This window comes from Nonomuraea sp. GTA35 (assembly GCF_041950525.1).
Taxonomy (GTDB): Bacteria; Actinomycetota; Actinomycetes; order Streptosporangiales; family Streptosporangiaceae; genus Nonomuraea.
In genome coordinates this window covers 173171-196473 of the sequence record NZ_JBGNUV010000010.1, presented here as the reverse complement: position 1 = coordinate 196473, position 23303 = coordinate 173171, and the positions used below count along the sequence as shown (strand labels likewise).

Below are 23303 nucleotides of genomic sequence, written 5' to 3'. Positions count from 1 at the left end.
GATGACCTCGCTGAGCGCCCCTGGGGCTACGTCGTTCAAACTTCTGTGCGCTCCCGCTGTCGCGCGTCCGCCGAGTGCTGATAGATCAGGGTGGCCCGCGTGCTGGAGTGACCCATTCGCGCCATCAGGTCCCGTGTGGACGCCCAGCGAGCGTGTTGCCCGGTGTGTCGCAGGTCTTGAAAGTGGATCTTCGGTACGCCTGCGTCTTCGAGAGTCTTGGCCCAGACGCGGCGGTTGAAGTCGTGTTGCGGAGCGGGCCGTTGTCCGGGCCGACGAAGACGAGGTCCTCGTCCCCGCCCGGGGGCGGCGGTGCTGCGCGCCGTCGCCCGGCCATCCGCATGCCCGGCGCGCGCCGGGCATGCGGCCTGGGGCCGGTCCCGACGCGCGAGCGGGACTACGGGCCGTCACCGTACGCACGCCGCGCCGTACCTTCGCCATCCGCCGGCCTTTGGTCGCGCCGCCGCCCATATGCAGCACGACGATCGCCACGGGGTGGCCGGTGTCCGATGTGGTTGAGGGCGATCGAAGATCCGAGGTTCGTTCCTTACCCCCGGCTCACGGCGACCGTGGCTGATCGTGCAGTAGCGACATCGTGATGTGTCCAAGATGCACCTCCGCCATCGTGCGCTGCTATAGAGGGTCCATGACCGGTACTGTCGCATCCCCGAGGCGAATAGCGTGGTTGGCTCCGCTCGCCGTCAACGTCCTGTTCGGTTACCTTGCGGTTTTTCCGCTGAGTCTCGTCTGGTACTACCTCACCAACTCTCCGCTAGTCGCTCTGGGCCTGACGGAACGGGACCCCACCGACAACGACGGAATTCTTGGTTACCTGATTGTGCTTGGCGGTGTAGGACTTTTCATCGTCCTGTGGGCGGTGGTCAATCTCGCACTCCGGGCGCTTTTGAGATTGCCTGCACGGTCCTATTGGCTGGTTTCGGTGGCCCCTTTGTTCGGCCCGTTCATCCTGACCTGGGTGTTTCCCGCCGCATGCGATCTATGGAAGATGCCGCTGGGCTAGCCATGACCCACTCCTGCCCTCAACGGCCGTTCCCCGGCATCGCTCATGAGCGGTGTGGAGACGTGGGTGTACCGTTCGGTGGTGGTCACCCTCGTGTGGCCGAGGATCTCCTTTACCACGCCGTGCCCGTCGCGTGTCCGTTGGGACGGGAAACAAGGGGGAAGCAGCGGGGAATCACGGGGAATGCGATCAGCGCTGTGATCTGCGTCTCCGCAGGTCAGCCGAGATCGGCATGTGTCTTTGCAAGCAGGAAGTCAGGTGTTCGAATCTCCTAGGCTCCACTGCACTTCGAAGGCCACTTCTTGTGATCGGGAAGTAGCCCTTTTCAATCTTGTACAACTGCAAGTACAGCTACGGTGACGACTCGCCCCGGCGTCAGGTGTTCGGCTCCCCTGAAAGCGAGTCGACGAACGCCTCAGCTTCTGACTGGCTCATGTCCTCGGTGCTTCGCGCAAGGAAGATGGCTTGTTTCCGGTGGCCGGCCTCAATCAGTTTGCGGATCCGGGTGGGCAGGTCATCCTCATCGAACACCGGGAAGCCCGGCAGGGCCCCACCGGCACGTAGAACCTTTGCGATTTCCAATGCGGTCGGCCCGGACACCTGGGACTCCTTGCGGATCAGGTTCACAGCGTCATGAAACCGTCCCGCCTCGATCAGGTCGTGCGCCCGGACCTGCACATCGACAGGAGTCATGAGGTCCAGGCCGACGTAGATACGCGATACCTTGCGTTGTCTCGGCCACCGGCTGATTCCGAGCCCGAGGATCACCAGCAGCAGGACAAGGAGGCTCGACTCCAACCCATCCGAGCCGAACATGCGGTGATCGCAATGAGAGAGACCGACAGTTCGGAGCTCCTCGCGGAATGCTGACGGCCGCTCCCTGGGGAAGCGGCTGTCAGGTGACATCGAATCCGCTTATCGGTCATGGCGTGACCTTGCGCCGGCCACTTGGCTGGCAGAGCCTGCCCAAGCGATCGTGCCATCGAACGTGACCATTCTCCGGTGAGAAGGCCCTGCGTGGCCTGATACCCCAAAACTCCGGCAGGCCGTCACTCCGGGGATTGGCGGCTTGTGAGAAGCTGCCGCCGCACAAGTACGCGGGGTCAGGTGCGGCCCAGCATCCAGGTGCCGGGGTCGGCGGGGTTCTCGCTGGTGAGGATGGCGTGGACGCCGTCAAGGAACTCCTGGCGATTGAGCCGGCCGTCGCCGTCGTTGTCGAGGCGGGCGAAGGCCAGCTCGCCGATCTTGCCGTCGAGGTCCATGGCGGTGTAGAAGCGGACGTACTCCTGGAGGGAGATGGCTCCGTCGGCGTCGGTGTCGGTGGCGTCGAACAGCGGGGCGGCCAGGCTGAGGACCACCTCGGCGTGCCCGTCTGCCGATCGCCCAACCTTGTTGCTTGCGGCGGCCAGGTATTCCGCGCAGCTCACGGAGCCGTCGCGGTCGATGTCGGCCACGCTGCGCAGGTGCTCCCACCAGTCCGCGAAGCCCTTCCTGATGCCCTGGTGGTGGGCGGAGTCGGGGTCGGGGGCGAGGGCGGCGCAGAACTGGTCGGCCCTCAGGGTGAAGTCGGCGGCGGTCAGCCGGTTGTCATCGTTGGTGTCCAGTGCGGCGAAGATGAGGGCGAGATTGGATGCGGTGAGCGATGAGGACATGCGAGCCTCCGGTCAGAGCGACGGAACGTTGTTCCCCCGAATCTCGCTCAACGTAGCACTCCACTTACTCAGCGTAAATATATGGTCACGCTTCCGTGTCATCCATCCCTGCTCGATCGGCCGGTGCCGACGCCGAGCCTGCGCCGGCCCGGGTGGCATTTTGGGCGGCTCATGCTCGTCGTTGTCGGGTGGCTGCTGTTCGGCGTCGGCTGGCTGATCGTGCTCGGTGTTGTTCTTGTCAGGCGGGGAGGCTAGTCGTGGCCTTCGCTCCGCTCAGGCCTCTCTTCTTGAGAGGAGCAGGCTTCACCTGCGCCTCTGTGTCGGTACGGCCTCGTGTTTGCCGGCCAGTGGGCGCAGCACGATCCCGAGCCGGGTGCTCGGCCATGGTGTGAACGGCTCACAACGCCCATTCGGGTTGGAGGCGTGACTTGGGGACCTGCTTTCAACGACGGCCGTTCCCAGGCGGGGTGCGTACGCTCAGTTCCTCCGGCCCGCCGTACCGTTCGTGTTCCACCACCCGCATCCTCACGGGCCTGACTCCGCGTCCACGATGACCACCAGCTTGCCGCGCGTGTGCCCCTCCGCCAGGTCCTCGTAGGCACGTGCCGCGTCGCTCAGGAGGTAGGTCCGGATCTCCGGCTCGGGCAGCGTGCCGTCCAGGACGTGGGCGGCGAGAACGTCCATGGTGCCGGGGTGGAGATCGGTGGTGCCCATCACCGTGGTGACCGCCGGGTGCGTCGGCGTGCCCGGCGTGGTGCTGAGCAGCCGTCCGCCGGGGCGCAGCGCCGTGGTTGCCGCGAGCACCGCCTCGCCGGTCAGCGCGAGGTTCACCACGGCGTCGACGCCTTCCGGGTGGCGGCGCCGTACCTCTTCGATCGGGTCGCTCTCGCGGTAGTCGATCACGTCGGCGGCTCCCAGGTTTCGCGCGTAGTCCCCGTCGGGCGTGGTCGCGGTGGCGAGGACCGTGCACTGCCTGGCCAGCAGCGGCACCACGACGCTGCCGATGCCGCCCGGCGCGCCGATCACCAGCACCGCTTCGCCTGGCCGGAACTGTCCGCGGCCGAGTACGGCGAGTCCGGCCATGCCGGTGCTGGGCAGGGCGGCCGCCGTGGTGGCGCTCAGCTTCGGTGGCCTCTTCGCCAGGTACGGCCCGGCCTGAAAGGTCGAGTACTCGGCCAGCGCACCGGAGGTGACGGCCGGGATGCCCACGCCGGAGGCGAACGACGGCGGTGCGCCGAAGCCGAACACCTCCTCACCCACCTCGAATCCCTCCGTCCCGGGGCCGAGCTTGGTCACCGTGCCGGCGACGTCGGTGCCGGGGACGAAGGGGAAGTCCAGCGGCACCATCTCGCGTACCGTGCCCGCGGTCATCAGCAGGTCGGCGGGATTGAGCGAGGCGGCCGCCACCTTGATCTGGAGTTGTCCCGGGCCGGGCTCGGGAATCGGCAGGTCCTCGATGGCGAACGAGTCAGGCGCGCCGTACGTACGGACGACAAGGGCTTGCATGACCATCCTTCCTGCGAGACAGGTTGTCTCTCAGCAGGCATACTGTCCGGCCCAGTACGAGGTGGACAGTCTCAACACTGGCGTTCTGTCTCAAGCTGGACAGGCGGCCCGAAGTGTCTCAGGAAATGTCCGAGTCCGGCGCATGAGGTATCCGCACGGCCGCCGGTCGCCGCTTCCTGCGCCCGCTCGGCCGGATCCATGAACCCTCTGACGGGCCGAGCAGCTCGTTCCTTGAGCGGTACCCGTGCTCAGTAGCTGTCGCTCCAGCGGTACCAGTGGCCCTGGACGTGCTCGAACGACGAGGCGACAGACGGATCGGAGTCATCGGTCGGTACGCGCTCGGGGCTCCAGACGTAGCCGTGGGGATCCACGCTGGGCCCGTTCTCGCCCACCTGGAAATAGACCCGGTCGCCCTCCCGAAAGACGGCCTGGAATTCAGCCTCCCCGACTCTCCGCGGCCGGTCGATTGAGCCGTCTTCCGGCCCGGTCGCCCGGGCGACCTGCTCCATCTCGGCGAACGAACGCATGACGCGTTGCTTCTCGACGTACCCGCAGGACGTCAGCAACGCCAAGGCGGCGCAGGCCAGCAGTATTCTCATGCCTTCGGTCCTCGAAGAGGGGGCCAGTCCCGTGCTCGTGACGCTCCGTTCAGCCACGGCGGCCCGGTGCGGGGGGCACGCGTTCGAGCTTGGTCCACCCCGTCCAGCCTCGCTGCTGCAGCAGCTCGATCAGCCGGCGTGCCGGCGGCACGGTGTCGAACGCCAGCTTGTCCATCAGCTTGACCAGCGATGAGTCGATGTCGGTGTCGTCGACATAGTCCTCGCCCCGCTCCTCCGCCATCCGCGTGAGGTAGGCGGCCAGCTTGTCGGCCAGCTCGACCAGTCGCGGGTCGTCGTCGGCCCGGTCGAGAGCCTGGCCGAGGGTGAGGTAGAAGTCGACGAGGCGCGGGTCGGCGATCTGTTCCCGCTTGCGCGCCATCCACTCCGGGACTCGCTCGGGTGAGTGCGCGGCCAGCGGGATCCAGCCGTCGCGTTCGGCCTGGACGATCCGCTCGTCGACGCCGAGCGCCCGCAACCGGTCGAGGTACTCGACCACTTCCGGGGGCAGTGCCAGGCTGTCGCCGGAGATGAGCCGGGCGATGCGTTCCCGGTGCCGCTGCCGCTGCCTGATCTCGGCGCGCAGCCGCCTGTCGATGTCGGCGACCGCCGCGGCGAACTCCTCCTCGCCGGCCTGCAGCAGCTCCCGCACCCGCGCCAGCGGGACCCCGGCCTCGGCCAGCGTCCGGATCTTGATCAGCTCCACCACTGCGGCGCCGTCGTACCTGCGGTAGCCGAAGTAGTCCCGCTCCGGCTCCGGAAGCAGCCCCTTGGCGTGATAGTGCCGCACGGCGCGCACCGTCACTCCGGCGTACGACGCCAGCTCGCCGATGGTCAGCATCAGGCCAGCCTCCCATGAGTCGCTCAGGAGGCCGTCCGTCCGGCCGGGCCGCGTGCGTCGCGGATGATCCGGGCGATCTCCGGGGCGTGCGTGAAGACCAGCTGGTGGTCGGCGTCGAGCCAGGAGGTGGTGATGTGCGGCTGCTCGCGGACGAGCCGCTCGACACCGGCATGCCAGTTCCGGTTGAAGCGCTGTGCGTGCTCCTCGCCGCTGTCGCCGGCCATCGAGGTCGACATGACCATGCGGATGGGCCGGTCGATCTTCCTGTACCGGTCGAGAATCCCGGACCGGATCACATCGATCTCCAGGTTCAGGTCGAGGATCTCCTGGGCGGTGAGCAGCACCTGACGCGCGGTGCCCCGCTCGGCCTCCTGCTGCGCCGCCAGGCCCTCCCACATGGCGCGGAACTGCGGCAGGACGGCCTCGGTGATGAACGGTTCGGGCACCGGGTTCGCCCCGTCGATGAGAACGAGTTCCGCGACGGTGCCGGGATGCCGGGAGGCGTGGTGCACGGCCAGGTCCGCGCCCAGGGAGTAGCCCACCAGCACGGGCGGCGCATCCAGGTGGAGGCGTTCCAGCTCTGTCATCACCGCGGCGAGATCGCCGAGGAACGCCTCGAAGGAGTAGTGGCCGGCGGCCGAGGCGAGGCCATGGCCCCGGAGGTCGAAGGTCACCACGTCGTGGTCGCGGCGCAGCAGCCCGGCCAGCTCGTGCAGCCCGGCCTGGGTCGAGTTCAGCCCCGGGCACAGGACCAGCGGTCGTCCCTGCCCGCCGCGGGACACCGGGATCGTGACGCCGTCGTGGTGGATCGTGAAGTGCCGCATCGTCCTGTCGCCTCTCTCAGCCTGCTCTCCAGCGCCGCCGTGGCCTGGCGACCTCGACCGCGCTGGTTTCGTGGTCATGGCGCCATGCTGAGGGGTTGCCCCTGCGTCAGGGGCAACCCCTCGCGGCGGATCAGAGCGAGCTCTGGATTCAGCGATGACGTCCCATGCGCCACGGTCGCCGACGTGCACTCGTTCGCGGCGTGGGCCGGCCCGCCGATCAGGGGCGAGCGGCGGCGGCCTTGCGATGGTGAGAGGCGCGGGCCTTGCCGCGGTTCCATCGAGCACCAAGTGCGGCGCCGGACGTTCCTCCTCGGGGGTGGAACGTCGAAGCGGCCCTCCTCCGGAGCGCCGCCCGTGCTCTCCGCGGCATGACGTGTCACGGCGTCCGCCTGCACCGGGCCAGGGTCAGGGCTTCAACGCGATGGCGTGCACGGCCTCTTCGATCTTCTCCAACCCCCGCCTGAGAACCTGCGCCTGGTGCAGGCTCGCCCACACCTGCGCCGTGGCCACATCGCCCTTCTGCAGCGCCTTGCGAGTTTCGCTCTCGTAGTCGGTATTCCCGAACGGCTCCATCGGCTCCTCCTCGTGGCTGACGTACGGCCACTGCCCCCAGGAGGCCCGGCCCTCACCAGCCAGGGCGACATATGCTCGGCGGCCGATGGATCGTGAAGAGGAATCAGGGGTTCGCCGAACTACGGGTGTTCCGACGTAACAGCCTGAAAGGCCGGCATGCATGACCGCTCCCCCTCAAGATGCGGCGCCTCCCAGCGAGGACACCGACGCGCAGGTGATAGAGGCGTCGTGGCGTGACCCTGATCGCTTCGGCGCCGTCTTCGATCGTTACTTCGCCTCCATCCACCGCTACGTTCACCTGCGCCTGGGCGAGTCGGCCGCCGACGACCTCGCCGCCGAGACGTTCCTGCGCGCCTTCCGTAGCCGGGATCGCTTCGACCTCACCTGCCCCAGCGCCCGGCCCTGGCTGTACGGCATCGCCTCCAACCTGGTCGCCGACCATCATCGCGCCGAGGCGCGCCGGTACCGGGCGCTGGCCAGGAGCGTCGATGCCGGGGAGGTCGCCAGTCATGACGAGCGGGTGGTGCAGCGGGTCTCGGCGGCGGTCATGCAGCCGCGGCTGGCCGCCGGCCTGGCTCGGCTCTCGGCCGGGGACAGGGACGTCCTGCTGCTGGTCGCCTGCGCCCAGCTCAGCTACGAGGAGGTCGCCGCGGCGCTCGGCATCCCCCAGGGAACGGTGGGATCGCGCCTCAACCGGGCCCGCAAGAGGCTCCGCAAGATCATCGGTTCCGCCGGGGAGGCACTGTGATGAACGAACTCGAAGCGATCAAGGGCCACCACGACAGCCTGCCGGGACCCGCGCCCGAGGTGACCGCGCGTGCCTGGGCGCTGCTCACCGAAGAGGCCGAGCGGGCCGAAGGCGGCCACCCTGAGCGGCCCCTCGGCGGATCGCGAGGCAGGCGGTGGGTGGTGCGGGCCGGTGTGGCCGTGGGCCTGGCGGCGGCGGTGACCGCGGGAATGATCTTCGTGCGTGGCGGTGACGAGTCCGTTCCGTTCGGGACGGCTCCGGCCGGCGCCGCCGAGTTGCTCCGGCACGCCGCCACGGTCGCGGCGCGGGAGGAGCTCCGGCCAGGGCCGGGGCAGTTCGTGTACGTCGAGCAGAAGGGCGTCACGTTCGCGTCCGGCTCCGAGGGCGAGTACACCCAGGACGTGCGCCGGGAGGTGTGGATGCCGGGCGGGGATCCCGGCAAGGCCCTGACGCGCTCGACGTACGGGCGGACGACCGTCATCAGCGGCGGGCCCCCGGAGCACGTGCAAGCCCCCGGAACGGTGGAGTTCCAGCGGGCGGGGCAGTGCCGCCACGGCTTCTCGGGCCTGCCGTTCCAGGCCGCCGATCTCCCTGGCGACCCCGACAGGGCGCTGGCGAAGGTCCGCCAGGAGGCGGAGACGTTCGTACGGTCGGACCAGCGCAGGCGAGGAGAGACGGGCCTGAGCCGGAAAGAGATCGACATGCGGGTCGAGAAGGTCGTCGCGAGCTCGTTGCTCAGGCTGGCGCAGAACCCGCTCACCCCCTCCCGGACCAGGGCCACGGTGTTCGGCGTGCTGTCGAAGCTGGCGACCGTGACCGTCGTCCCGGATCTCACCGACCCGGCCGGACGGCATGGGGTGGGCGCCTCGATCAAGTTCGAGACTCCCGGCGGCGGCTGGGAGCGCGGGGAGCTCATCTTCGAGCCGGCGACGTACCGGTTTCTCGGCTACCGGAGCTGGATCGGGCTGCCCGAGGGCGGGCAGGTGAGAGAGATTCCGGGCGCGAGTACGGCGATGCTGACGGTGAAGGTCGTGGACTCCATGCCGGAGGTGCCGAAGGACGCCGGCAAGCCGATGTTCTGCTGATCTGGTCACCGAGTCGTGTCACGGGGATCCGGGGAGGATCCCCGTGACGAGTCGGAGTCGCCCATGGTGATCAGGCGGCGTCGAGGGCTTCGGTGATCTTGCGGGCCATCTCGGTCGTGGTGGGGTCGGGCCGTCCCTGCTGAGCGGCTTCGACGGAGACCAGGATGGTGCGGCGGAAGTTGTCGGCCTCTTCCGGAGCCTGCTGCTTGAGCAGGGTCATGGAGGCGGTCAGGGCGGGCAGGACGACGTCGGCGAGGGTGGCGGTGGTCCTGCCGTACTTGACGCCCTTGGGGGCCTTGGCCAGGACGTGCCCGGTCAGGCCGGTGGCGGAGGTGAGGGCGATGGAGCCTTCGGTGGCGGCCTTGTGGGCGGAGGTGGCGGCTCCGGCGGCGGACATGAGGGAGACGGCGCCCCAGCCGGCGATGCGGAGGGTGAGCTGGTCCTGGGCGGTGAGGGTGACGGACATGGTGGTGTGCTCCTTCAACGGTGAGTCGGTTGAGCGGGCAGGTGCTGCTCCGTTCATGTCCTCTACGATCGACGGTCGCTCTGATACGGGGCCGTCGCCGTGCTGACGGCACCGCTGACACGCCCCCCGCGGGGTCACCGGCCCCCTGACGCCTCCACGAGCACCTCCCCGGCCGCCGTCCGCCTGTACAGCACCGACCGGGGCGCGGTGGCCCAGGTGACGTCGCCGGCCGCGGCGATGACGGTGCTGGCGGCCGGATCGGTCGCCGTGACCCTGACCCTCGCGGCGCTGGGCGGGCGCGAGGAACGGCTGCCAGGGCGTCTGGCTGTCTCGCCGGAACCCGCCGCCACGGACTAGAGGATCGGTTCCGAGGGTCGGTGGTCAGGGCGATCACGGACGGGTGGCGCGGCCTCGTAGGCTGAGCTCTTGTCCGTAGGTCTGGGGGAGCGATGACCAGTAGGTTCACCGAGTTGTCCGTCGACTGCCACGATCCGGAGAGGCTCGCGGCCTTCTGGTGCGAGGTGCTGGGCTTCGAGGTGATCGACCGGAGCGAGGGCAAGGTCGAGATCGGCTCCTGGGTGCCGACCGTCGAGGAGGTCCGGGCCCGCCAGATGCCGCCCACCCTGGTGTTCATCCGGGTGCCCGAGGGCAAGACCGTGAAGAACCGGCTCCACCTCGACGTCAGCCCGATCGACGGCAGTACCGGCGACGAGGTGGCCAGGCTGCTCGGCCTCGGCGCCGCCAAGGTGGACGTGGGCCAGGGCGCCGGCCGGAGCTGGGTGGTCATGGCCGATCCCGAGGGCAACGAGTTCTGCGTCCTGCGCACCCTGGCACCGTCCGACTAGGTGGTCGAGGTTGACAGTGGTCACGGGGTCGTGGCATCGGACGCCGCCAGCGGGAAGCTGACGCCGGTCAGTTCCTCGGAGGCCGTCCACAGGCGGCGGGCGAGTGCGCCGTCCCGGGCGGCCTTCGACCGGCCGACGAGCTTGGGGGCGCCGCGCCCCTCCAGGAATCCGCTCGGGCCGGCGTAGGCGGCGCCGGGGATGTCCGCCACGGCGGCGTAGAGGGTGGGCAGGGCGCCGTCGTCGTCGCTCTGGGAGAGAAGGCCGGTGATGGTGGTGCGGAGCCGGCCCAGCGGGGTGTCTCCGCGGCCGAGGTGGCCGAGGAGGTTGGTGGCGGCCATGCCGGGGTGGGCCGCGGTCGCCAGGACCGGTGAGCCGGCCTCGGTGAGGCGGCGCTGCAGCTCCGAGGTGAACAGCAGGTTCGCCAGCTTCGACTGGGCGTAGGCGGCGAAGGCGCGGTAGGGGCGGCGTTCCCAGTTGAGGTCGGCGAAGTCGATGGTGCCCGTCCGGTGGCCGTTGGAGGAGACGGTGGCCACGCGCCGCCGGATGCGGGGCAGCAGCAGGTTCGTGAGGGCGAAATGGCCCAGGTGGTTGGTGCCGAACTGCAGCTCGAAGCCGTCGGCGGTACGGCCGAGCGGCGGGATCATCACGCCGGCGTTGTTGATCAGTACGTCGATCGGCTCGGTGGAGTTCTCGGCGAACGCGCGGATCGAGGAGAGGTCGGCGAGGTCGAGGCGCTGTACGACGGTTTCGCCGGTGATGGTCGCGGCGGCGGCGTGGCCCCTGGCGGGGTCGCGGACGGCGAGGACGACCCGGGCGCCCTTGGCGGCGAGCGCGCGGGCGGCGGCGATGCCGATGCCGCTGTTCGCGCCGGTGATGACGACGGTGCGGCCGCTCATGGCGGGGAGCTGGGCGGCGGTGAATGTTGTCATAGCCAACAATGTAGGCAGTGACAACTATGCTGTCAACGACAACATTCTGGGTAAGATGGGCGCCGTGCCCGCGTACCATCACGGAAACCTGCGCGCGACGCTGCTCGCCGTCGCCGAGCGGAGCCTGCGCGAGCGTGGCGCCGACCAGCTCTCGCTGCGCGAGCTGGCCCGCGAGGCCGGCGTCAGCCACGCCGCGCCCCGCCGGCACTTCGCCGACCGCCAGGCGCTGCTGGACGCGCTCGCCGAGGCCGGGTTCGCCCGGCTGGACACCGAGCTGCGTACGGCGCTGGCCGCCGCCGGCGAGGAGTTCGCGCCGCGCCTGCACGCCATGGCGGCGGCCTACCTGCGCTTCGCCACCGAGGACGCGGCGCTGCTCGAGCTGATGTTCACCGGCAAGCATCGCGAGGGCGCCGACCGGCTCGTGGCGGCCGCCGCCGCGCCGTTCGGGCTGATGGACGATCTCATCGCGCAGGGGCAGGCGCAGGGGGTGCTGGAGCCCGGTGACTCGCAGCGCGTGGGGATCGTGCTGTTCGCGACGCTGCACGGCATCGCCACGCTGGTCAACGGCAACCTGGTGGTGCCGGAGCTGCTCGACGGGCTCGTGGAGGCCGCCGTCGATCAGTTCATGCGGGGGTCGCGGCGTCGTCAGCCGGCAGGACCGTGCACGTCCGCGACGTGCACGGGCGTCGGGTGCTCGCCTCGGGGATCGTGACGACCCTCGGCATGGAGGGCGGGAGTTTTCACGTTCGCGACGCCGAGCCGCACGAGGCCGCCCGGGTGCTCTGCTCCGAGGAGACCTGGCAGGGGTAGCACCGCGATGGGCCGGCGCGCGATCATGGCCTGCGTGGCGATGCTCCGGTTACTGGCGATCACGACGGCGTTCGGCGCGATCGTCGCCACCCAGGCCTGGCCCGCGACGAGCTGGGGCGACGGAAGTTCCGGCCTTGGCGATCCGGAGGCCGAACGGTGAGACGTAAGGCGCGAACCCCCTGAAATCCCCCTTCAGTTCGCAACCTTGCCAAGACCAGCAATCCCCATCAGGATGAAAAGCCGATGAGATCGGCGAACGGGCGCCCCCGCGCCTTCCCCTTTTACATCGTCTGCGACGTCTCGCACTCGATGCACACCGCCCGCGACGACGGACGGCCCACCCCGTTCGAGGTGCTCTCCAACTGCGTGGGCGAGCTGCTCTTCGAGCTGGAGGCGGGCGATCCGGGCGTCAGCGAGGCCGCGCACGTGGCCGTGGTGTCGTTCTCCGACAAGGTCGAGCTGGTGCTTCCGCTGACCAGGCCGTGCGACGCGATGAGGGTGCCGGCGCTGAGGCCGGGCAGGCAGACGGATTACCTGGCGGTCTTCAGCGAGCTCGTGAAAATCATCGAGAAGGATCACCGGAAGCTCTCACGGCAGTTCGACGTGCGGGCGCCGGTGGTCTTCTTCATCACGGACGGGGAGCCGTACGTCGGCAAATCCCATCAGGACGTCGAGATCTGGGGCCCAGCGCGCGACCGGCTGGCGAGCCTCCAACCGGCTCCGTACATCGTGGCGCTGGGGTTCGGGACGGTGCGGGAGGAGACGCTGCGGCGCGTCGCCTCCACGCTGAGGGGCGAGGTGCTGGCGTTCGCGGGCGAGGTCGCGACGGGGGCGGCCACCGTGCTGCACGGCATCGCGCAGGCCGTCTCCGACAGCATCAGCGCCTCCGTCAACAGGAACACGGCCGTGCTGCGCGGGCCTGACGGGATGCGGCAGCTGAGATGATCAGGGCGGCGCTGGCGGGGTTACTGCTGGTCATCGGGATGGGTCCGGTGGGAGTGCAGCCTGGTCCGGCGCCGGAGCGGGAGCTGGTGGCCGCGGGCCATGGGCCGGAGCCGGTCGTGACCGTGACCGCGACGCCCGGCCAGCGCCAAGGCAGCGGGGAGACGGGGCCGGGCTGGCCGTGGTGGATCCTGTCCGGCATCGCGGGTGGCGGCGCCGTCCTGCTCGGGCAGGTGCTGCTGCGGCGCAGGGCCCGCGCCGCGGCCGACGGCAGGACGCCGCTCGGCCCGTTGCCTCAGCCGCTGCCCGTCCTGCTGGCGGGCGGTGCGGACTCGCGCGCCCCTGGCGTCGCGCTCGACGGCGGCATGCTCGCCCAGACCACGGTCCGCGCCGTGAGCCTGCGCGGCCGGCGGCACCGCTACCGCGGCGAACCCCTGCAGGACGCCTACGCCGTACGGCTGAGCGCGGACGGACGGTGGGTGATCGCGGCCGTGGCCGACGGGCTGGGCAGCACCCTGCACGCCGAACACGCGGCCGCGGTGGCCGTGCGCGCCGCCACGAACCTGGCCCTGACCCCCGGCCTCGGCTGGCACGCGGCCTTCGCCACCATCGCGGGGGAGGTCATGCGCGCCACCGCCAGGCTCGGCGACCGGCGCACCGGCAGGCACGGCGCCGGGGCATCGGATCCGCCCGCCACGACGCTGACGATCGGGGTGGTCCCCGCGGACGGCAGGCGCGGGATCGCCGCGTGCGCCGCCATCGGAGACTCCCCGGCGCTGTGGCTCCATGACGGGACGTGGACCGAGCTCTTCCCACCGGAGGGGCGGCCCGGCAACGTCACGTCCGCCCTGCCGGAGGACCTCGGCGAGCTGCGGGAACGGCAGATCGATTGGGGGCCGGGAGATGTGCTCGTCCTGTGCAGCGACGGGTTCGGAACGGCCCTGGGCGGCGGCGGAAGCGTGCTCGCCCAGCGGCTCGTCACCTCGTGGAGCTCTCCGCCCGCGCTGCGCAGCTTCCTGTGCGACGTGGACTTCCATCTGTCGACCTACGACGACGACCGGACGGTTCTGGCGTTGTGGGCGGGCCGTCACGACACGGCCGTCCTGTGACAGGAGTGCGGCGGCAGCAGCATGAACCCCCCAGACGTGGTCGAAGAGGCGGATCTGACACCTTCCGCGGACGCTGACGGCTACTACCTGCGCCCGGGCGGTCAGGCGCGGAGCCTCGAGCCGTGCGAGGTCGGCGGCGTGCCCGGCCGGTTCCTGTTCAAGCGGTACGACGAGGAGACGCTGGCGGGGCTGGACGAGGACGCCCTGCTCGCCATGGTGCGCTGGCGGCGCGAACTCCCCCGGCAGGACCGCGCGGCACTCGACCGGCGCTGCGCCTGGCCGATCGCGGCGGTCGGGCGGGACCGGATCACCGGCATCCTGATCAGGCCCGCTCCCGAGCAGATGTTCGTCGAGCTGCGCGACCGGCGGGTGCCGCGGCACCTGGACGAGCTCACCCGGTCGCCCGAGCGGGTGGACGCCCTGCGCGACCACTACGGCACGCGCTACTACGAGCCGCCGTACAAGCTGGCCGTGCTCGGCCGGCTGCTCTCGACCGTGCAGTGGCTGCACGAGCAGGGCTACGTGGTGGGCGACCTGCAACTGCGCAACGCCGTCTTCACCATCGACCCGGCGCCCGCGGTGTACCTGCTGGACTGCGACTCCTGCCTGCCGGTCGGCGGGCGCGGCGCCCTGCCGGAGGCCGATCCCGAGCAGTGGAAGCTCCCCCGTGAAGGGGCGTTCACCCCCGAATCGGACTATTACAAGTTCGCCTGGGCCGTCGTACGGTGCCTCCAGGAGAGCGCCGAGACGTGGTCGCTCGACGAGACCGCGCTCGCCAGGGTCCTGCCGTCACGGCATCGCCGCCTGATCGAGCAGTGCGTGGACGGCGCGCCCGCATCGGTGGACGTCGAGCGATGGCGGGCGGCGGGCGAGTCGTGGCGCTGGCTCGTCACTCCCGAGCGCATCTACGTCGAGACCGACTCCAACCTGCGCGAGGCGTGGCGGCGGGGGAGGTCCGCGGTCGGCGACGGCTCGCGCGCCCGGCACGGGGGAGTCGTGCTGCTGATCGTCGTCCTGGCGGCGATCGCCGTCGTCGCCCTGGTCACGTGGGGAGTCTGAATGAACACCGGCGAGCCACGGCGCATCGGGCCCTACGAGGTGCTCGGCCGCCTGGGCGCCGGCGGCCAGGGTACGGTCTACCTCGCGCAGGGTGAGGCGGGCCGGGTCGCGATCAAGCTGATCCACGCGCAGGGGGCGGCCGATCCGAAGGCGCGCAGGCGGTTCGCGGACGAGGTGGCCATGGCGTCGCGGGTGCCCAGGGCGTACACGGCGATGATCATTGACGCGGCCATCGACCGTGACCAGCCGTACATCGTGAGCGAGTACGTGGAAGGCCCGTCCCTGCAGGAGCTCGTCGAGACGCACGGGCCGCTGTCGGGATCCGCGCTCGAACGCCTGGCGACCTACACGGCCACCGCGCTGGCGGCGATCCACGGCGCGGGGGTCGTCCACCGGGACCTCAAGCCCGCCAACGTCATCGTCGGCCCGGACGGGCCGCGGGTCGTGGACTTCGGCATCGCGCGCGCCCTGGAGGCGACCGCCGCGATGACCACGCCGGTGGGGACCCCGGCCTATCTCGCGCCGGAGCAGGTGGGCGGGGTCGACGCCGAAGTCGGCCCGCCCGTCGACGTGCACGCCTGGGCGGCGACGGTGTACTTCGCCGCCACCGGCAAGGCGCTGTTCGCGGGGAGCAACGTGGCCTTCATCATCAACCGCGTCCTGAACGAGACCCCCGACCTGAGAGTGATCTCCGAGCCGCTGCGTTCACTGATCGCCGAGTGCCTGGCCAAGGACCCGGCGCGGCGGCCGGCCGCCATGGACCTGCTCGGCCGCCTCGTGGGGTACCAGTCGGAGACCACGGCGGCGACGATGCCGCGTACGGTGCTCCTGCCGGCCACCATCGGGACGCTGAAGGAGACCACCACGCTGGGCAGCGGGTCCGCGGCCGACATCGTGATCCACGGGGCGGGGATCGCCCCCGCGCACGCCACCGTACGCAAGGTGAGCGCGGGGTACCGGCTGCACGATCACAGCGGCGGGCTGGGGACGTTCATCGACGGCCGCCCTGTCCTGTACGCGACCCTGCGGCCGGGTGATCGGTTCAGGATCGGCACGGCGGTGCTCCGCCTCACCGCGGCGGGGCAGCTGGAACGCGTACGGCTCAGCCGGATGTACCCCGCGCGCTGGTGGCTGCTGCTGCTCCTCGTCACGGCGGTGGCGCTGGCGGTGATCGTCGTGGTCACGGGATAGTCACGGGCGTGGGCGTGGTGACGTTCACGCGTTCCCCGGTCTTGGAGTCGAGGGTGAAGGCGCCGCTGGCGCCGCGGATGACGTTCGTGCCGGTGAACAGGTAGAGCTGCCCGCGCACCGCCGCGGCCGAGGGCAGGCTGAGCTGGGACGGATCCACGCCGATGGCGGCCTTCTGCACCGCGGTCGCCGCGGCCGTCACCGCGTCGTACGCCAGGATCGCCAGCCCGCTGCCGAGATGCCCCGCGGGGAACGTCACCCCGTGGTGCGGCGCCACGAACTCGTTGCGGAAGTCCCGGTAGAGCTGGCGGTGCGGATTGTCCTCGTGGTCGAGCCGGTTGGGATCGGCGAGCGGCACGAACATCACCTTGATGGGCGCCTCCGGGTCGTGCAGCGACGGGTCGCTCGGGTCCTGGTCCTGGGCGTCGTCACCGGTGACGACGGTGATGGGGGTGGATCGGCAGGGCCGGCTGCGCAGCAGCTTGAGGAAGGTGGGCATGAACGCCTGACGGCCGGCGTAGAAGATCATGTCCGTCTTCGTCCCGCAGATGGTGTCGCTGATGGTCCGCAGGAGCGAGGGGCCGCCACGCGGGTCGAAGGGGAAGCTGAGCCCTGACCTGTCGACGTACGGCTTGAGCCCGAGTTTCGGGTCGAGGAAGGCGTCCTTCAGCGAGCGGGCGTACAGGTCCTTGGTGCCCTGCGGGGTCACGTCGGCCCACATCAGCGCCGCGTTCCCGCCGACCTTCTTCTTCTTGAACTCCTCGGCGATGGCGGCGAGCTGGGCCGAGGTGCTGACCGCGGTACGGGTGAGACCGGGGATGGGCCCGGCGGCGTCGATGTCGCCGGTGGTGTTGAACCCGGCCGCGGTGATGAAGTCGGCGACCATCGGGATGCCGGGATCCTTGGCCAGGGCGCGTGCGGCGTCGATGCTCTCCTGCTGGCTGGGGCCCATCCCGGTGACCGCGACGATCTGCCCGGGGCTGCCCGTCGCGCCCGTCGCGGCGTTCTTCCGCACCGCCTGCACCGTCGTCCGCCACTGCGAGCCGTCGTGCCCCGTGTTGGCCAGCAGGAGCCGGATCTTGGGGAACGTCTCGGACCGGTTGGCCCGGTACTGGCCGATGAACGCCCCTTCGAGCTGGTGGAGGGCGCGCTCGCCGACCAGCCCGCGCGGGCCCGCCCCCATCGGGGCCATGAGCGCGATCGTGCTGTAGTCCTTGCCCTGGGCGACCTGGCGGTTCTCCGCCGCGATGGCCTCCAGGATCTGCTGGTACTGCTTGCCCAGCACCATCGTCCCGTCGGCCGGGTCCATCAGCCCGACGCACTCACCGTCGACGTCCACGACGTCCGCGCTCCCGGTGTCGCAGCCGCCCCACGGCCACCAGCCCTGGGTGTAGTTCACGAGCACGACCGTGGAGATCAGGACGGCGACCACCACGACGATCACCACCAGGCGCCGCCGGAACAGCGTTCCGACCTGGCGTAACAGGCTCCATGCGCGCGCGGCTGGGGAGGGTGCCGGTGCCGGTTCGTCATACATCTGGACTCCAAGGCCGTCACTGAACCCGTGACCGTGCAGCGCTCGCACGCTTTCCCTCCCTGAAGCGGCGGACGCCTAAACTCACCGTCATTAAAACGTGATCAATGGTGGCCGGACAACAGTCCGCGAACATGGTTCAGCATCACTCTTGGGACAGATGGGGCACAAGGTGATGCACTACAGCACAATCGAGGCATGGGAAACCCTCGGCAGCCCGCCCCGCGGGACTACCCCGGTGTGGTGGCCACCCTGGTGGCGATCCTGGCGGTCCTCCTGCCGGGCGGCCTGGCGTTCAGCGTCCACCGATACCTGAACGGCCCCGCCCCGATCACCGGCGTCGCCCTGTCGGCCACGGCCACCACCTCCGAGCCCGCCCGGCCGAGCCCCGGCAAGAAGGCAAGCCGGGACACGCCGATCAGCGACGACGAGTTCGGCGACTGGAACTTCCGCATGGGCGGTGTCGCGTTCAAGGCCAGGAGGGTGAGCGGCTGGACGTACGACTCCTGCGCCCCGGTCGACAGGCAGGGCGTGCTGGCAGAGAACGGCTGCGAGCGTGCCGTCCAGCTCGCCTACTCCGCCTACAGCGGGCATCTCACCGCGGTCCAGGTCATCCTGGCCTTCCCCAGCGACAAGGCCGCCAAGGCGACGGCCACGCGCCTGGCGAGCTCCTCGCGGGGCGTGAAGTGGCGCCGGGACAAGGTGCTCGACGCGTACGTCTACGGCAGGATCCGGTCGGGTGCGATCGGGCGGTACGTCGTCTACACCGCCGTCACCGCGGACAAGACGGCCCAGGCCAAGGCCGCGCGGTTCCACCGGCATCTGCAGGCGGACCACCTGAACTACTTCGTCTTCCGGGACGCGAACGTCACAGGCTGAGGACGCTCCACGAGGCCACGGGCAAGATCGACCAGGTGGGGCAGGCGGCAGCGTCCGAGCCCGGCCGGCGGAGCCCGCCTTCGTTGGGTTCGGGGCCGGTGTGGCCGGCTGGGTGTTGACGGCTAACATCGCGATCGTGGCAGATTGGGAGCTTCGTCCCGCTTTGGCGGCGGACGTCGAGCCGGTGGCCGAGCTGCGGGCCCTGGTGATGCGTGCGGATCTCGAACGGCTGGGCCGCTACGACGAGCACCGCGTGCGGCAACGGCTGCGTGACGCGTTCGAGCCGGCCCACGCCTGGATGATCGAGGTGGGCGGGGACTTCGCCGGCTGCGTCGCGCTGCGACCGGCGCAGGGCTCGTACTGGCTGGAGCACTTCTTCCTGGACCCGCGCCTGCAGGGCAGGGGCATCGGCTCCGCCGTGCTGGGCCGGCTGCTGGAGCGCTGCGACCGCGAGAACGCCGAGGTGAGGCTGAACGTGCTGCAGGGCAGCCAGGCGCGCCGGCTGTACGAGCGGCACGGGTTCACGGTCGAGTCCGAGGACGAGGTGGACGTCTTCATGGTGCGGGCGGTCAGCTCCCCGTCCAGGGACGGAGCTTCTCCGGGTTGAGCACCGCCCAGATGTGCTTGATGCGGTCGCCCGCGATGTCGAACGCCAGCACCGACACGGTGACGCCGTCGAGCTGAGCCACCAGCCCCGGCTGGCCGTTCACGGTGCGCTCGACGAGCTCCAGGCCGGATCGCGCGTCCATCCGGTCGGCGAAGAAGCGCGCGATCGGCTCGGCGCCCTGGACGGGGTGGAGCGCGGCCGTGACGAGGCCGCCGCCGTCGCCGGTCGCCGTGGCCTCGGGGTCGAGGATGGCGATGAGGGCGTTGATGTCCTTGCCCTCCCAGGCCCGCTTGAAGGCCCTGACGACGCCGGCCTGCTGGGAGGACGGCGCCGCCGGGACGCGTGAGTCGCGGATGCGGCGGCGGGCCGAGGTGGCGAGCTGGCGGCAGGCCGCCGGGGTGCGGCCGACGACCGCCGCCACCTCGGCGAACGGGTAGCGGAACACGTCGTGCAGGATGAACGCGACGCGTTCCGCCGGGGTCATGGACTCGAGCACGACGAGGAAGGCCATGTTGATCGACTCGTCGAGCGTGACGCGGTCGGCGGGGTCGCCCGGCTGCCCGTCCGGCCACTCCGTACGCTCGGGCAGCGGCTCGGGGATCCACTCGCCCACGTAGCGCTCGCGCCGGGCGCGGGCCGAGCGGAGCAGGTCGAGGCAGATGCGGCCGGCGACCCTCGTCAGCCAGGCGGCGGGCGAGTCGATGGCCTCCTGCTGCTGCCGGGACATGGCGTACCAGCGGGCGTAGGTCTCCTGCACCACGTCCTCGGCGTCGGCCAGGGAGCCGAGCAGCCGGTAGGCGAGGTTGATCAGGTGCCGCCGCTCGCTCATGATCAGGCTCAGCTCGGGATCGGGTCGGGTGCCCATCGTGTCGCCGGCTCCTTCGGTCGTTGTGCCTTCATCCACTTCGACGAGACACCGGCCCGGACTGTGAGGTCGGCTCGTCGCCTCACATCGCGCGCGGCTGCGTCGTCGTACCGGCGAACCGAACGCCGAGAAGGGATCGATCATGGAACCCGTCAACGTCGCGATTATCTATTACAGTGCCACGGGCACCGTGCACGCCCTGGCGCAGGCCGCCGCCGAGGGCGCGGAGAAGGCCGGCGCCGACGTGCGGCTGCGCAAGGTCGCCGAGCCTGCCCCGCAGGAGGTGATCGACTCCAGGCCGGAGTGGGCCCAGCACGTCAGGGACACCGCCGGCGTCGCCGTGGCCGGCGCGGACGACCTGGCTTGGGCCGACGCGGTGCTGTTCGGCACGCCCACCCGCTTCGGCAACCCGGCCAGCCCGCTCAGGGTGTTCATGGAGAGCGTCGGCAGCCTGTGGTTCCAGGGCAAGCTCGCGGACAAGGTGTACTCGGCCTTCACCGCCTCCAACACCGCCCACGGCGGGCAGGAGTCCACCATCCTGGCGCTGGCGAACACGTTCTACCACTGGGGCGGCATCATCGTGCCTCCCGGCTACACCGACCCGATCCAGTTCCAGACGGGCAACCCGTACGGCACCTCGCACGTGGCCGGCGACGGCCCGCCCAGCGAGGTCGCGCTGCAGGGGGCCCGCTACCAGGCCCGCCGCGTCGTGGACACCGCCGCCGCGTTCAAGGCGGGCCGCGCCGCCTGAGACGGTCGCGCGCGACGGCCTGCCCGGCCGCCGCCGTTGCCGCCGGACCACCTGTCGTGGCGCGGCGTCGAAGGCGCCTGTGACGGTCGCGCCGTCCGTATCATCTCGGCATGGAGCTGAACCCGGAGCCGCGCCTCAGCCGGCGGGCGGTGCTCCTGGCCGCCGGCGGGCTGCTGGCCGGCTGCTCCCGGCGGCCCGAGGCCGATCGGGTCCGGTTACGGCTGGCCACCGGGCCGGCGGGGGCGGTGTACCGGCGCATCGGCGGCTCGCTGGCGGAGCACATCTCCGAGCAGGTGCCGGGCGCCACGGTGACGACCGTGCCGAGCAGGGCGTCCACCGACAACATCCGGATGTTGCGGGCCGGCGAGGTGCAGCTCGGGCTGACGAGCCTGGACGCGCTGATCACGGCGGACGGCAGCGCCCCCGAGGGGCTCTCGGCGGTCTGCCGGCTGTACGACAGCCACCTGCACCTCGTGGTCATGGCCGGCTCGGCGATCGCCGAGTTCGGCGACCTGAGGGACAGGCGCGTGTCCCTCGGCGCCCGCGACTCGGGCACCGAGTTCACCGCGCTGCGGGTGCTGCGGCTCGGCCGGGTGCGGGCCGACGGGCGTTACCTCAGCCAGGCCGAGTCGGCGGCGGCGCTGCGCGACGGCGGGATCGACGCGATGTTCTCCCTGACCGGCGTCCCGACACCGGCCATCACCGAGCTGGCCCAGCGGCACCCGGTCCGGCTGATCCCGCTGGAGGAGCAGGCGGGCGAGCTCTTCACCGCGTTCCCCGGGCCCTACACCCCGGCCATGATCCCCGCGACCGCCTACGCCGGGGTCCCGGCCACCCGTACGGTCGCCGTGCCGAACGTGCTGCTCGCCCGCAACGACCTGCCCGACGACCTGGTGTACGCCATCACCGACACGATCTTCACGCACACCGGCACGATCACCTCCGCCTCCCGTGACGGCGCCGGAGCCGTGCCCGACGCCGTTCCGGAGGTGTGGCAGATCAACGTGCGTACGGGGATCGCCACCGCGTCCATCCCGCTGCACCCGGGCGCGGCCGCCTGGTTCCGTGCCCGCAAGCACTAGTCCCGGACGATCGGCAGCGCGACCACCGCGGCGAACCCGTGCCCCGACCCGTCCGGACGCGGCAGCCCCTCCTCCAGCAGCAGCTCGCCCCCGGCCGCCCCGACCAGGTCGGCGCAGATCGCCAGCCCCAGCCCCGTCCCGGGCACGTTCTGGTGCCGCGGCGACCGCCAGAACCGCCGGAGCGCCTGGGCCCGCTCGGAGGCGTCGAGTCCCTGCCCGTCGTCACGGACGGCGATCGTCACCACGTCCCCACCGGTCCGGGCGGTCACCTCCACCACCTGTGCCTCCGACAGCCGCAGGGCGTTGCTGACCAGCTCGTCCAGGATGCTGCCGAGCCCACCGGTGGGCTCCAGCAGCCGCAACCCGGGCGGCACGTCCACCGCCAGCGTCCGCCCCGACGTCGCCGTCAGCGCCCGCCACCGATCCACCCGGGTGGCCAGCACCGCGTCCAGCTCGACCGGCGAGGCCGTCCGTATGCTCTCCATCCGCGCGCTGGCCTGCAGCGAGTTCAGCAGCCGCTGCATGGCCTTCACCTCGTCGACGGCCACCTCGTACACCGGCCGCCCGCCCCCTGCCAGGTGCGGCTCCATGCTCTCCACGGCGAGCCGGAGGCTGGTCAGGGGGTTGCGCAACTGGTGCGAGGCGTCGGAGACGAACGCCCGCTGCCGCTGCACGGCGTTCTCCACCGCGTCCATCATCGTGTTGAACGACCCGGCGAGCCGCCGCAGCTCGACCGGCCCGGCCTCGGCGTCCGCCCGGATCGTGAGGTCGCCCTGCGAGATCCGCGAGCTGGCGGCGTCCAGCTCCCGCACGGGACGCAGCACCCACGCCGACACCGGCCAGGCGACGGCGATCAGCGCGATCAGCGGCAGCAGCCCGAGCGCGGCGAGCTGGGCCCACTGCAGCAGGACGCGCGAGCGGGTCTTGGACAGGTCGGAGATGGTCACGACGGCGCCGACGACCTCGCTGTCCCGGCCCACGGGCTCCGCGACGACGAGCGCGGAGCCGTCCCACGGCGCCCATTCGCCCGACGGCTCCGAGCGTGTCCCGGCCAGCGCCGCGGTCACGATCCGGGGCAGCGCGGGCTCGGCGCGCGCCGCCTCCTGGTACGCGCGGGCCGGCCCGAGCAGCACCGTGCCCGAGGTGTCGATCACCGCGGCCGGGATGCCGTACAGCTCGTGGTAGCGTGCCAGCTCCTGCTGGAGGGCCTCGGTCCGCCCGGTCGACAGCGCGGTCTCGGCCAGCGACGCGAACCGGCCGACGTCGCCCAGCCGGTCCACGTACGTCTCCTGCATCTCCCGCTCGGCCAGCGTGACGCTGTGCGGCGCCCCGAGCGCGGCGACGAGCAGGACCGCGAGCGGCACCAGGACGACGAGCAGGCGGCGGCGCACGGC

At 70.9% G+C, this 23303-nt stretch carries 27 protein-coding genes; 15 read left to right on the top strand and 12 right to left on the bottom strand.

Annotated features, from left to right (window positions below):
- The first annotated feature begins 643 nt into the window (after nucleotides 1-643).
- Entirely contained in the window at nucleotides 644-1018 is a 375-nt protein-coding gene (locus ACBJ32_RS37645) for a hypothetical protein (protein WP_375130798.1), read from the top strand.
- A gap of 375 nt (nucleotides 1019-1393) precedes the next feature.
- Here the strand turns inward: ACBJ32_RS37645 and ACBJ32_RS37640 are convergent, their stop codons facing one another.
- The 7 genes from ACBJ32_RS37640 to ACBJ32_RS37610 all read right to left on the bottom strand — a co-directional run bounded on the left by ACBJ32_RS37640 (nucleotide 1394) and on the right by ACBJ32_RS37610 (nucleotide 7010).
- The gene (locus ACBJ32_RS37640; protein WP_375130797.1) at nucleotides 1394-1834 is read right to left on the bottom strand and encodes a hypothetical protein; all 441 of its coding nucleotides are present in this window, start codon (nucleotides 1832-1834) and stop codon (nucleotides 1394-1396) included.
- Nucleotides 1835-2121: 287 nt separating this feature from the next.
- Nucleotides 2122-2670, bottom strand: a complete 549-nt coding sequence (locus tag ACBJ32_RS37635) for an EF-hand domain-containing protein (RefSeq protein ID WP_375130796.1) — start codon at nucleotides 2668-2670, stop codon at nucleotides 2122-2124.
- A 525-nt stretch (nucleotides 2671-3195) separates the two neighbouring features.
- Entirely contained in the window at nucleotides 3196-4176 is a 981-nt protein-coding gene (locus tag ACBJ32_RS37630; RefSeq protein ID WP_375130795.1) for an NADP-dependent oxidoreductase, read from the bottom strand.
- A gap of 248 nt (nucleotides 4177-4424) precedes the next feature.
- The gene (locus ACBJ32_RS37625) at nucleotides 4425-4775 is read right to left on the bottom strand and encodes a hypothetical protein (protein ID WP_375130794.1); all 351 of its coding nucleotides are present in this window, start codon (nucleotides 4773-4775) and stop codon (nucleotides 4425-4427) included.
- Between the two features lie 49 nt (nucleotides 4776-4824).
- On the bottom strand, nucleotides 4825-5613 hold the full coding sequence (locus ACBJ32_RS37620) for a MerR family transcriptional regulator (RefSeq protein ID WP_375130793.1): 789 nt from the start codon (nucleotides 5611-5613) through the stop codon (nucleotides 4825-4827).
- 23 nt (nucleotides 5614-5636) lie between these two features.
- Nucleotides 5637-6437, bottom strand: a complete 801-nt coding sequence (locus tag ACBJ32_RS37615; RefSeq protein ID WP_375130792.1) for an alpha/beta fold hydrolase — start codon at nucleotides 6435-6437, stop codon at nucleotides 5637-5639.
- A 405-nt stretch (nucleotides 6438-6842) separates the two neighbouring features.
- Nucleotides 6843-7010, bottom strand: a complete 168-nt coding sequence (locus ACBJ32_RS37610) for a hypothetical protein (protein WP_357874355.1) — start codon at nucleotides 7008-7010, stop codon at nucleotides 6843-6845.
- Between the two features lie 160 nt (nucleotides 7011-7170).
- Here ACBJ32_RS37610 and ACBJ32_RS37605 point away from each other — a divergent pair, with 160 nt between their 5' ends.
- Together ACBJ32_RS37605 and ACBJ32_RS37600 are read left to right on the top strand one after the other, a co-directional pair.
- Entirely contained in the window at nucleotides 7171-7758 is a 588-nt protein-coding gene (locus tag ACBJ32_RS37605) for an RNA polymerase sigma factor (RefSeq protein WP_375130791.1), read from the top strand.
- Complete coding sequence (locus tag ACBJ32_RS37600; RefSeq protein WP_375130790.1) at nucleotides 7758-8843, top strand: CU044_5270 family protein; 1086 nt, start codon at nucleotides 7758-7760, stop codon at nucleotides 8841-8843. Before ACBJ32_RS37605 ends, ACBJ32_RS37600 begins: the two co-directional genes overlap by 1 nt.
- A 70-nt stretch (nucleotides 8844-8913) precedes the next feature.
- On the opposite strand, the gene ACBJ32_RS37595 is transcribed toward ACBJ32_RS37600, so the two are convergent.
- Nucleotides 8914-9309, bottom strand: coding sequence for a hypothetical protein (locus ACBJ32_RS37595; RefSeq protein WP_375130788.1), 396 nt, complete (start codon nucleotides 9307-9309; stop codon nucleotides 8914-8916).
- A 99-nt stretch (nucleotides 9310-9408) separates the two neighbouring features.
- Here ACBJ32_RS37595 and ACBJ32_RS37590 point away from each other — a divergent pair, with 99 nt between their 5' ends.
- Complete coding sequence (locus ACBJ32_RS37590) at nucleotides 9409-9666, top strand: hypothetical protein (RefSeq protein WP_375130787.1); 258 nt, start codon at nucleotides 9409-9411, stop codon at nucleotides 9664-9666.
- 92 nt (nucleotides 9667-9758) lie between these two features.
- Nucleotides 9759-10154, top strand: coding sequence for a VOC family protein (locus tag ACBJ32_RS37585; protein WP_375130786.1), 396 nt, complete (start codon nucleotides 9759-9761; stop codon nucleotides 10152-10154).
- A gap of 20 nt (nucleotides 10155-10174) precedes the next feature.
- Here ACBJ32_RS37585 and ACBJ32_RS37580 read toward each other — a convergent pair whose 3' ends face one another.
- Nucleotides 10175-11083 (bottom strand): oxidoreductase, encoded by a 909-nt coding sequence (locus ACBJ32_RS37580; RefSeq protein WP_375130785.1) that lies wholly within the window; start codon nucleotides 11081-11083, stop codon nucleotides 10175-10177.
- Nucleotides 11084-11147: 64 nt separating this feature from the next.
- On the opposite strand from ACBJ32_RS37580, the gene ACBJ32_RS37575 reads away from it, so the two are divergent.
- The 6 genes from ACBJ32_RS37575 (at nucleotide 11148) to ACBJ32_RS37550 (ending at nucleotide 16194) form a co-directional block, all read left to right on the top strand.
- Nucleotides 11148-11795: a TetR/AcrR family transcriptional regulator gene (locus ACBJ32_RS37575; RefSeq protein ID WP_375130784.1), complete on the top strand. Its 648-nt coding sequence runs from the start codon at nucleotides 11148-11150 to the stop codon at nucleotides 11793-11795.
- Between the two features lie 132 nt (nucleotides 11796-11927).
- Entirely contained in the window at nucleotides 11928-12053 is a 126-nt protein-coding gene (locus ACBJ32_RS37570) for a hypothetical protein (protein WP_375130783.1), read from the top strand.
- Between the two features lie 83 nt (nucleotides 12054-12136).
- Nucleotides 12137-12838, top strand: a complete 702-nt coding sequence (locus tag ACBJ32_RS37565; protein ID WP_375130782.1) for a VWA domain-containing protein — start codon at nucleotides 12137-12139, stop codon at nucleotides 12836-12838.
- A complete protein-coding gene (locus ACBJ32_RS37560; protein ID WP_375130781.1) occupies nucleotides 12835-13944 on the top strand; it encodes a protein phosphatase 2C domain-containing protein in 1110 nt (369 codons plus the stop codon). The genes ACBJ32_RS37565 and ACBJ32_RS37560 overlap by 4 nt, the downstream gene beginning before the upstream one ends.
- Before the next feature lie 21 nt (nucleotides 13945-13965).
- Complete coding sequence (locus ACBJ32_RS37555) at nucleotides 13966-15003, top strand: hypothetical protein (RefSeq protein WP_375130780.1); 1038 nt, start codon at nucleotides 13966-13968, stop codon at nucleotides 15001-15003.
- On the top strand, nucleotides 15004-16194 hold the full coding sequence (locus tag ACBJ32_RS37550) for an FHA domain-containing serine/threonine-protein kinase (RefSeq protein ID WP_375130779.1): 1191 nt from the start codon (nucleotides 15004-15006) through the stop codon (nucleotides 16192-16194).
- Here the strand turns inward: ACBJ32_RS37550 and ACBJ32_RS37545 are convergent.
- Nucleotides 16184-17728, bottom strand: coding sequence for a hypothetical protein (locus ACBJ32_RS37545; RefSeq protein WP_375130778.1), 1545 nt, complete (start codon nucleotides 17726-17728; stop codon nucleotides 16184-16186). The two genes, ACBJ32_RS37550 and ACBJ32_RS37545, sit on opposite strands and share 11 nt — an antisense overlap.
- A gap of 195 nt (nucleotides 17729-17923) precedes the next feature.
- On the opposite strand from ACBJ32_RS37545, the gene ACBJ32_RS37540 reads away from it, so the two are divergent.
- Together ACBJ32_RS37540 and ACBJ32_RS37535 are read left to right on the top strand one after the other, a co-directional pair.
- The gene (locus ACBJ32_RS37540) at nucleotides 17924-18604 is read left to right on the top strand and encodes a hypothetical protein (protein ID WP_375130777.1); all 681 of its coding nucleotides are present in this window, start codon (nucleotides 17924-17926) and stop codon (nucleotides 18602-18604) included.
- Between the two features lie 136 nt (nucleotides 18605-18740).
- Entirely contained in the window at nucleotides 18741-19211 is a 471-nt protein-coding gene (locus ACBJ32_RS37535) for a GNAT family N-acetyltransferase (RefSeq protein WP_375130776.1), read from the top strand.
- Here the strand turns inward: ACBJ32_RS37535 and sigJ are convergent.
- A complete protein-coding gene (gene sigJ / locus ACBJ32_RS37530; protein ID WP_375130775.1) occupies nucleotides 19174-20076 on the bottom strand; it encodes an RNA polymerase sigma factor SigJ in 903 nt (300 codons plus the stop codon). The two genes, ACBJ32_RS37535 and sigJ, sit on opposite strands and share 38 nt — an antisense overlap.
- Nucleotides 20077-20218: 142 nt before the next feature.
- On the opposite strand from sigJ, the gene wrbA reads away from it, so the two are divergent.
- Both wrbA and ACBJ32_RS37520 read left to right on the top strand, forming a co-directional pair.
- Nucleotides 20219-20827 (top strand): NAD(P)H:quinone oxidoreductase, encoded by a 609-nt coding sequence (wrbA, locus tag ACBJ32_RS37525; RefSeq protein WP_375130774.1) that lies wholly within the window; start codon nucleotides 20219-20221, stop codon nucleotides 20825-20827.
- A gap of 110 nt (nucleotides 20828-20937) precedes the next feature.
- Nucleotides 20938-21909, top strand: a complete 972-nt coding sequence (locus tag ACBJ32_RS37520) for a TAXI family TRAP transporter solute-binding subunit (protein WP_375130773.1) — start codon at nucleotides 20938-20940, stop codon at nucleotides 21907-21909.
- Here the strand turns inward: ACBJ32_RS37520 and ACBJ32_RS37515 are convergent.
- Nucleotides 21906-23300: a sensor histidine kinase gene (locus ACBJ32_RS37515; protein ID WP_375130772.1), complete on the bottom strand. Its 1395-nt coding sequence runs from the start codon at nucleotides 23298-23300 to the stop codon at nucleotides 21906-21908. The two genes, ACBJ32_RS37520 and ACBJ32_RS37515, sit on opposite strands and share 4 nt — an antisense overlap.
- Between the last annotated feature and the right edge of the window lie 3 nt (nucleotides 23301-23303).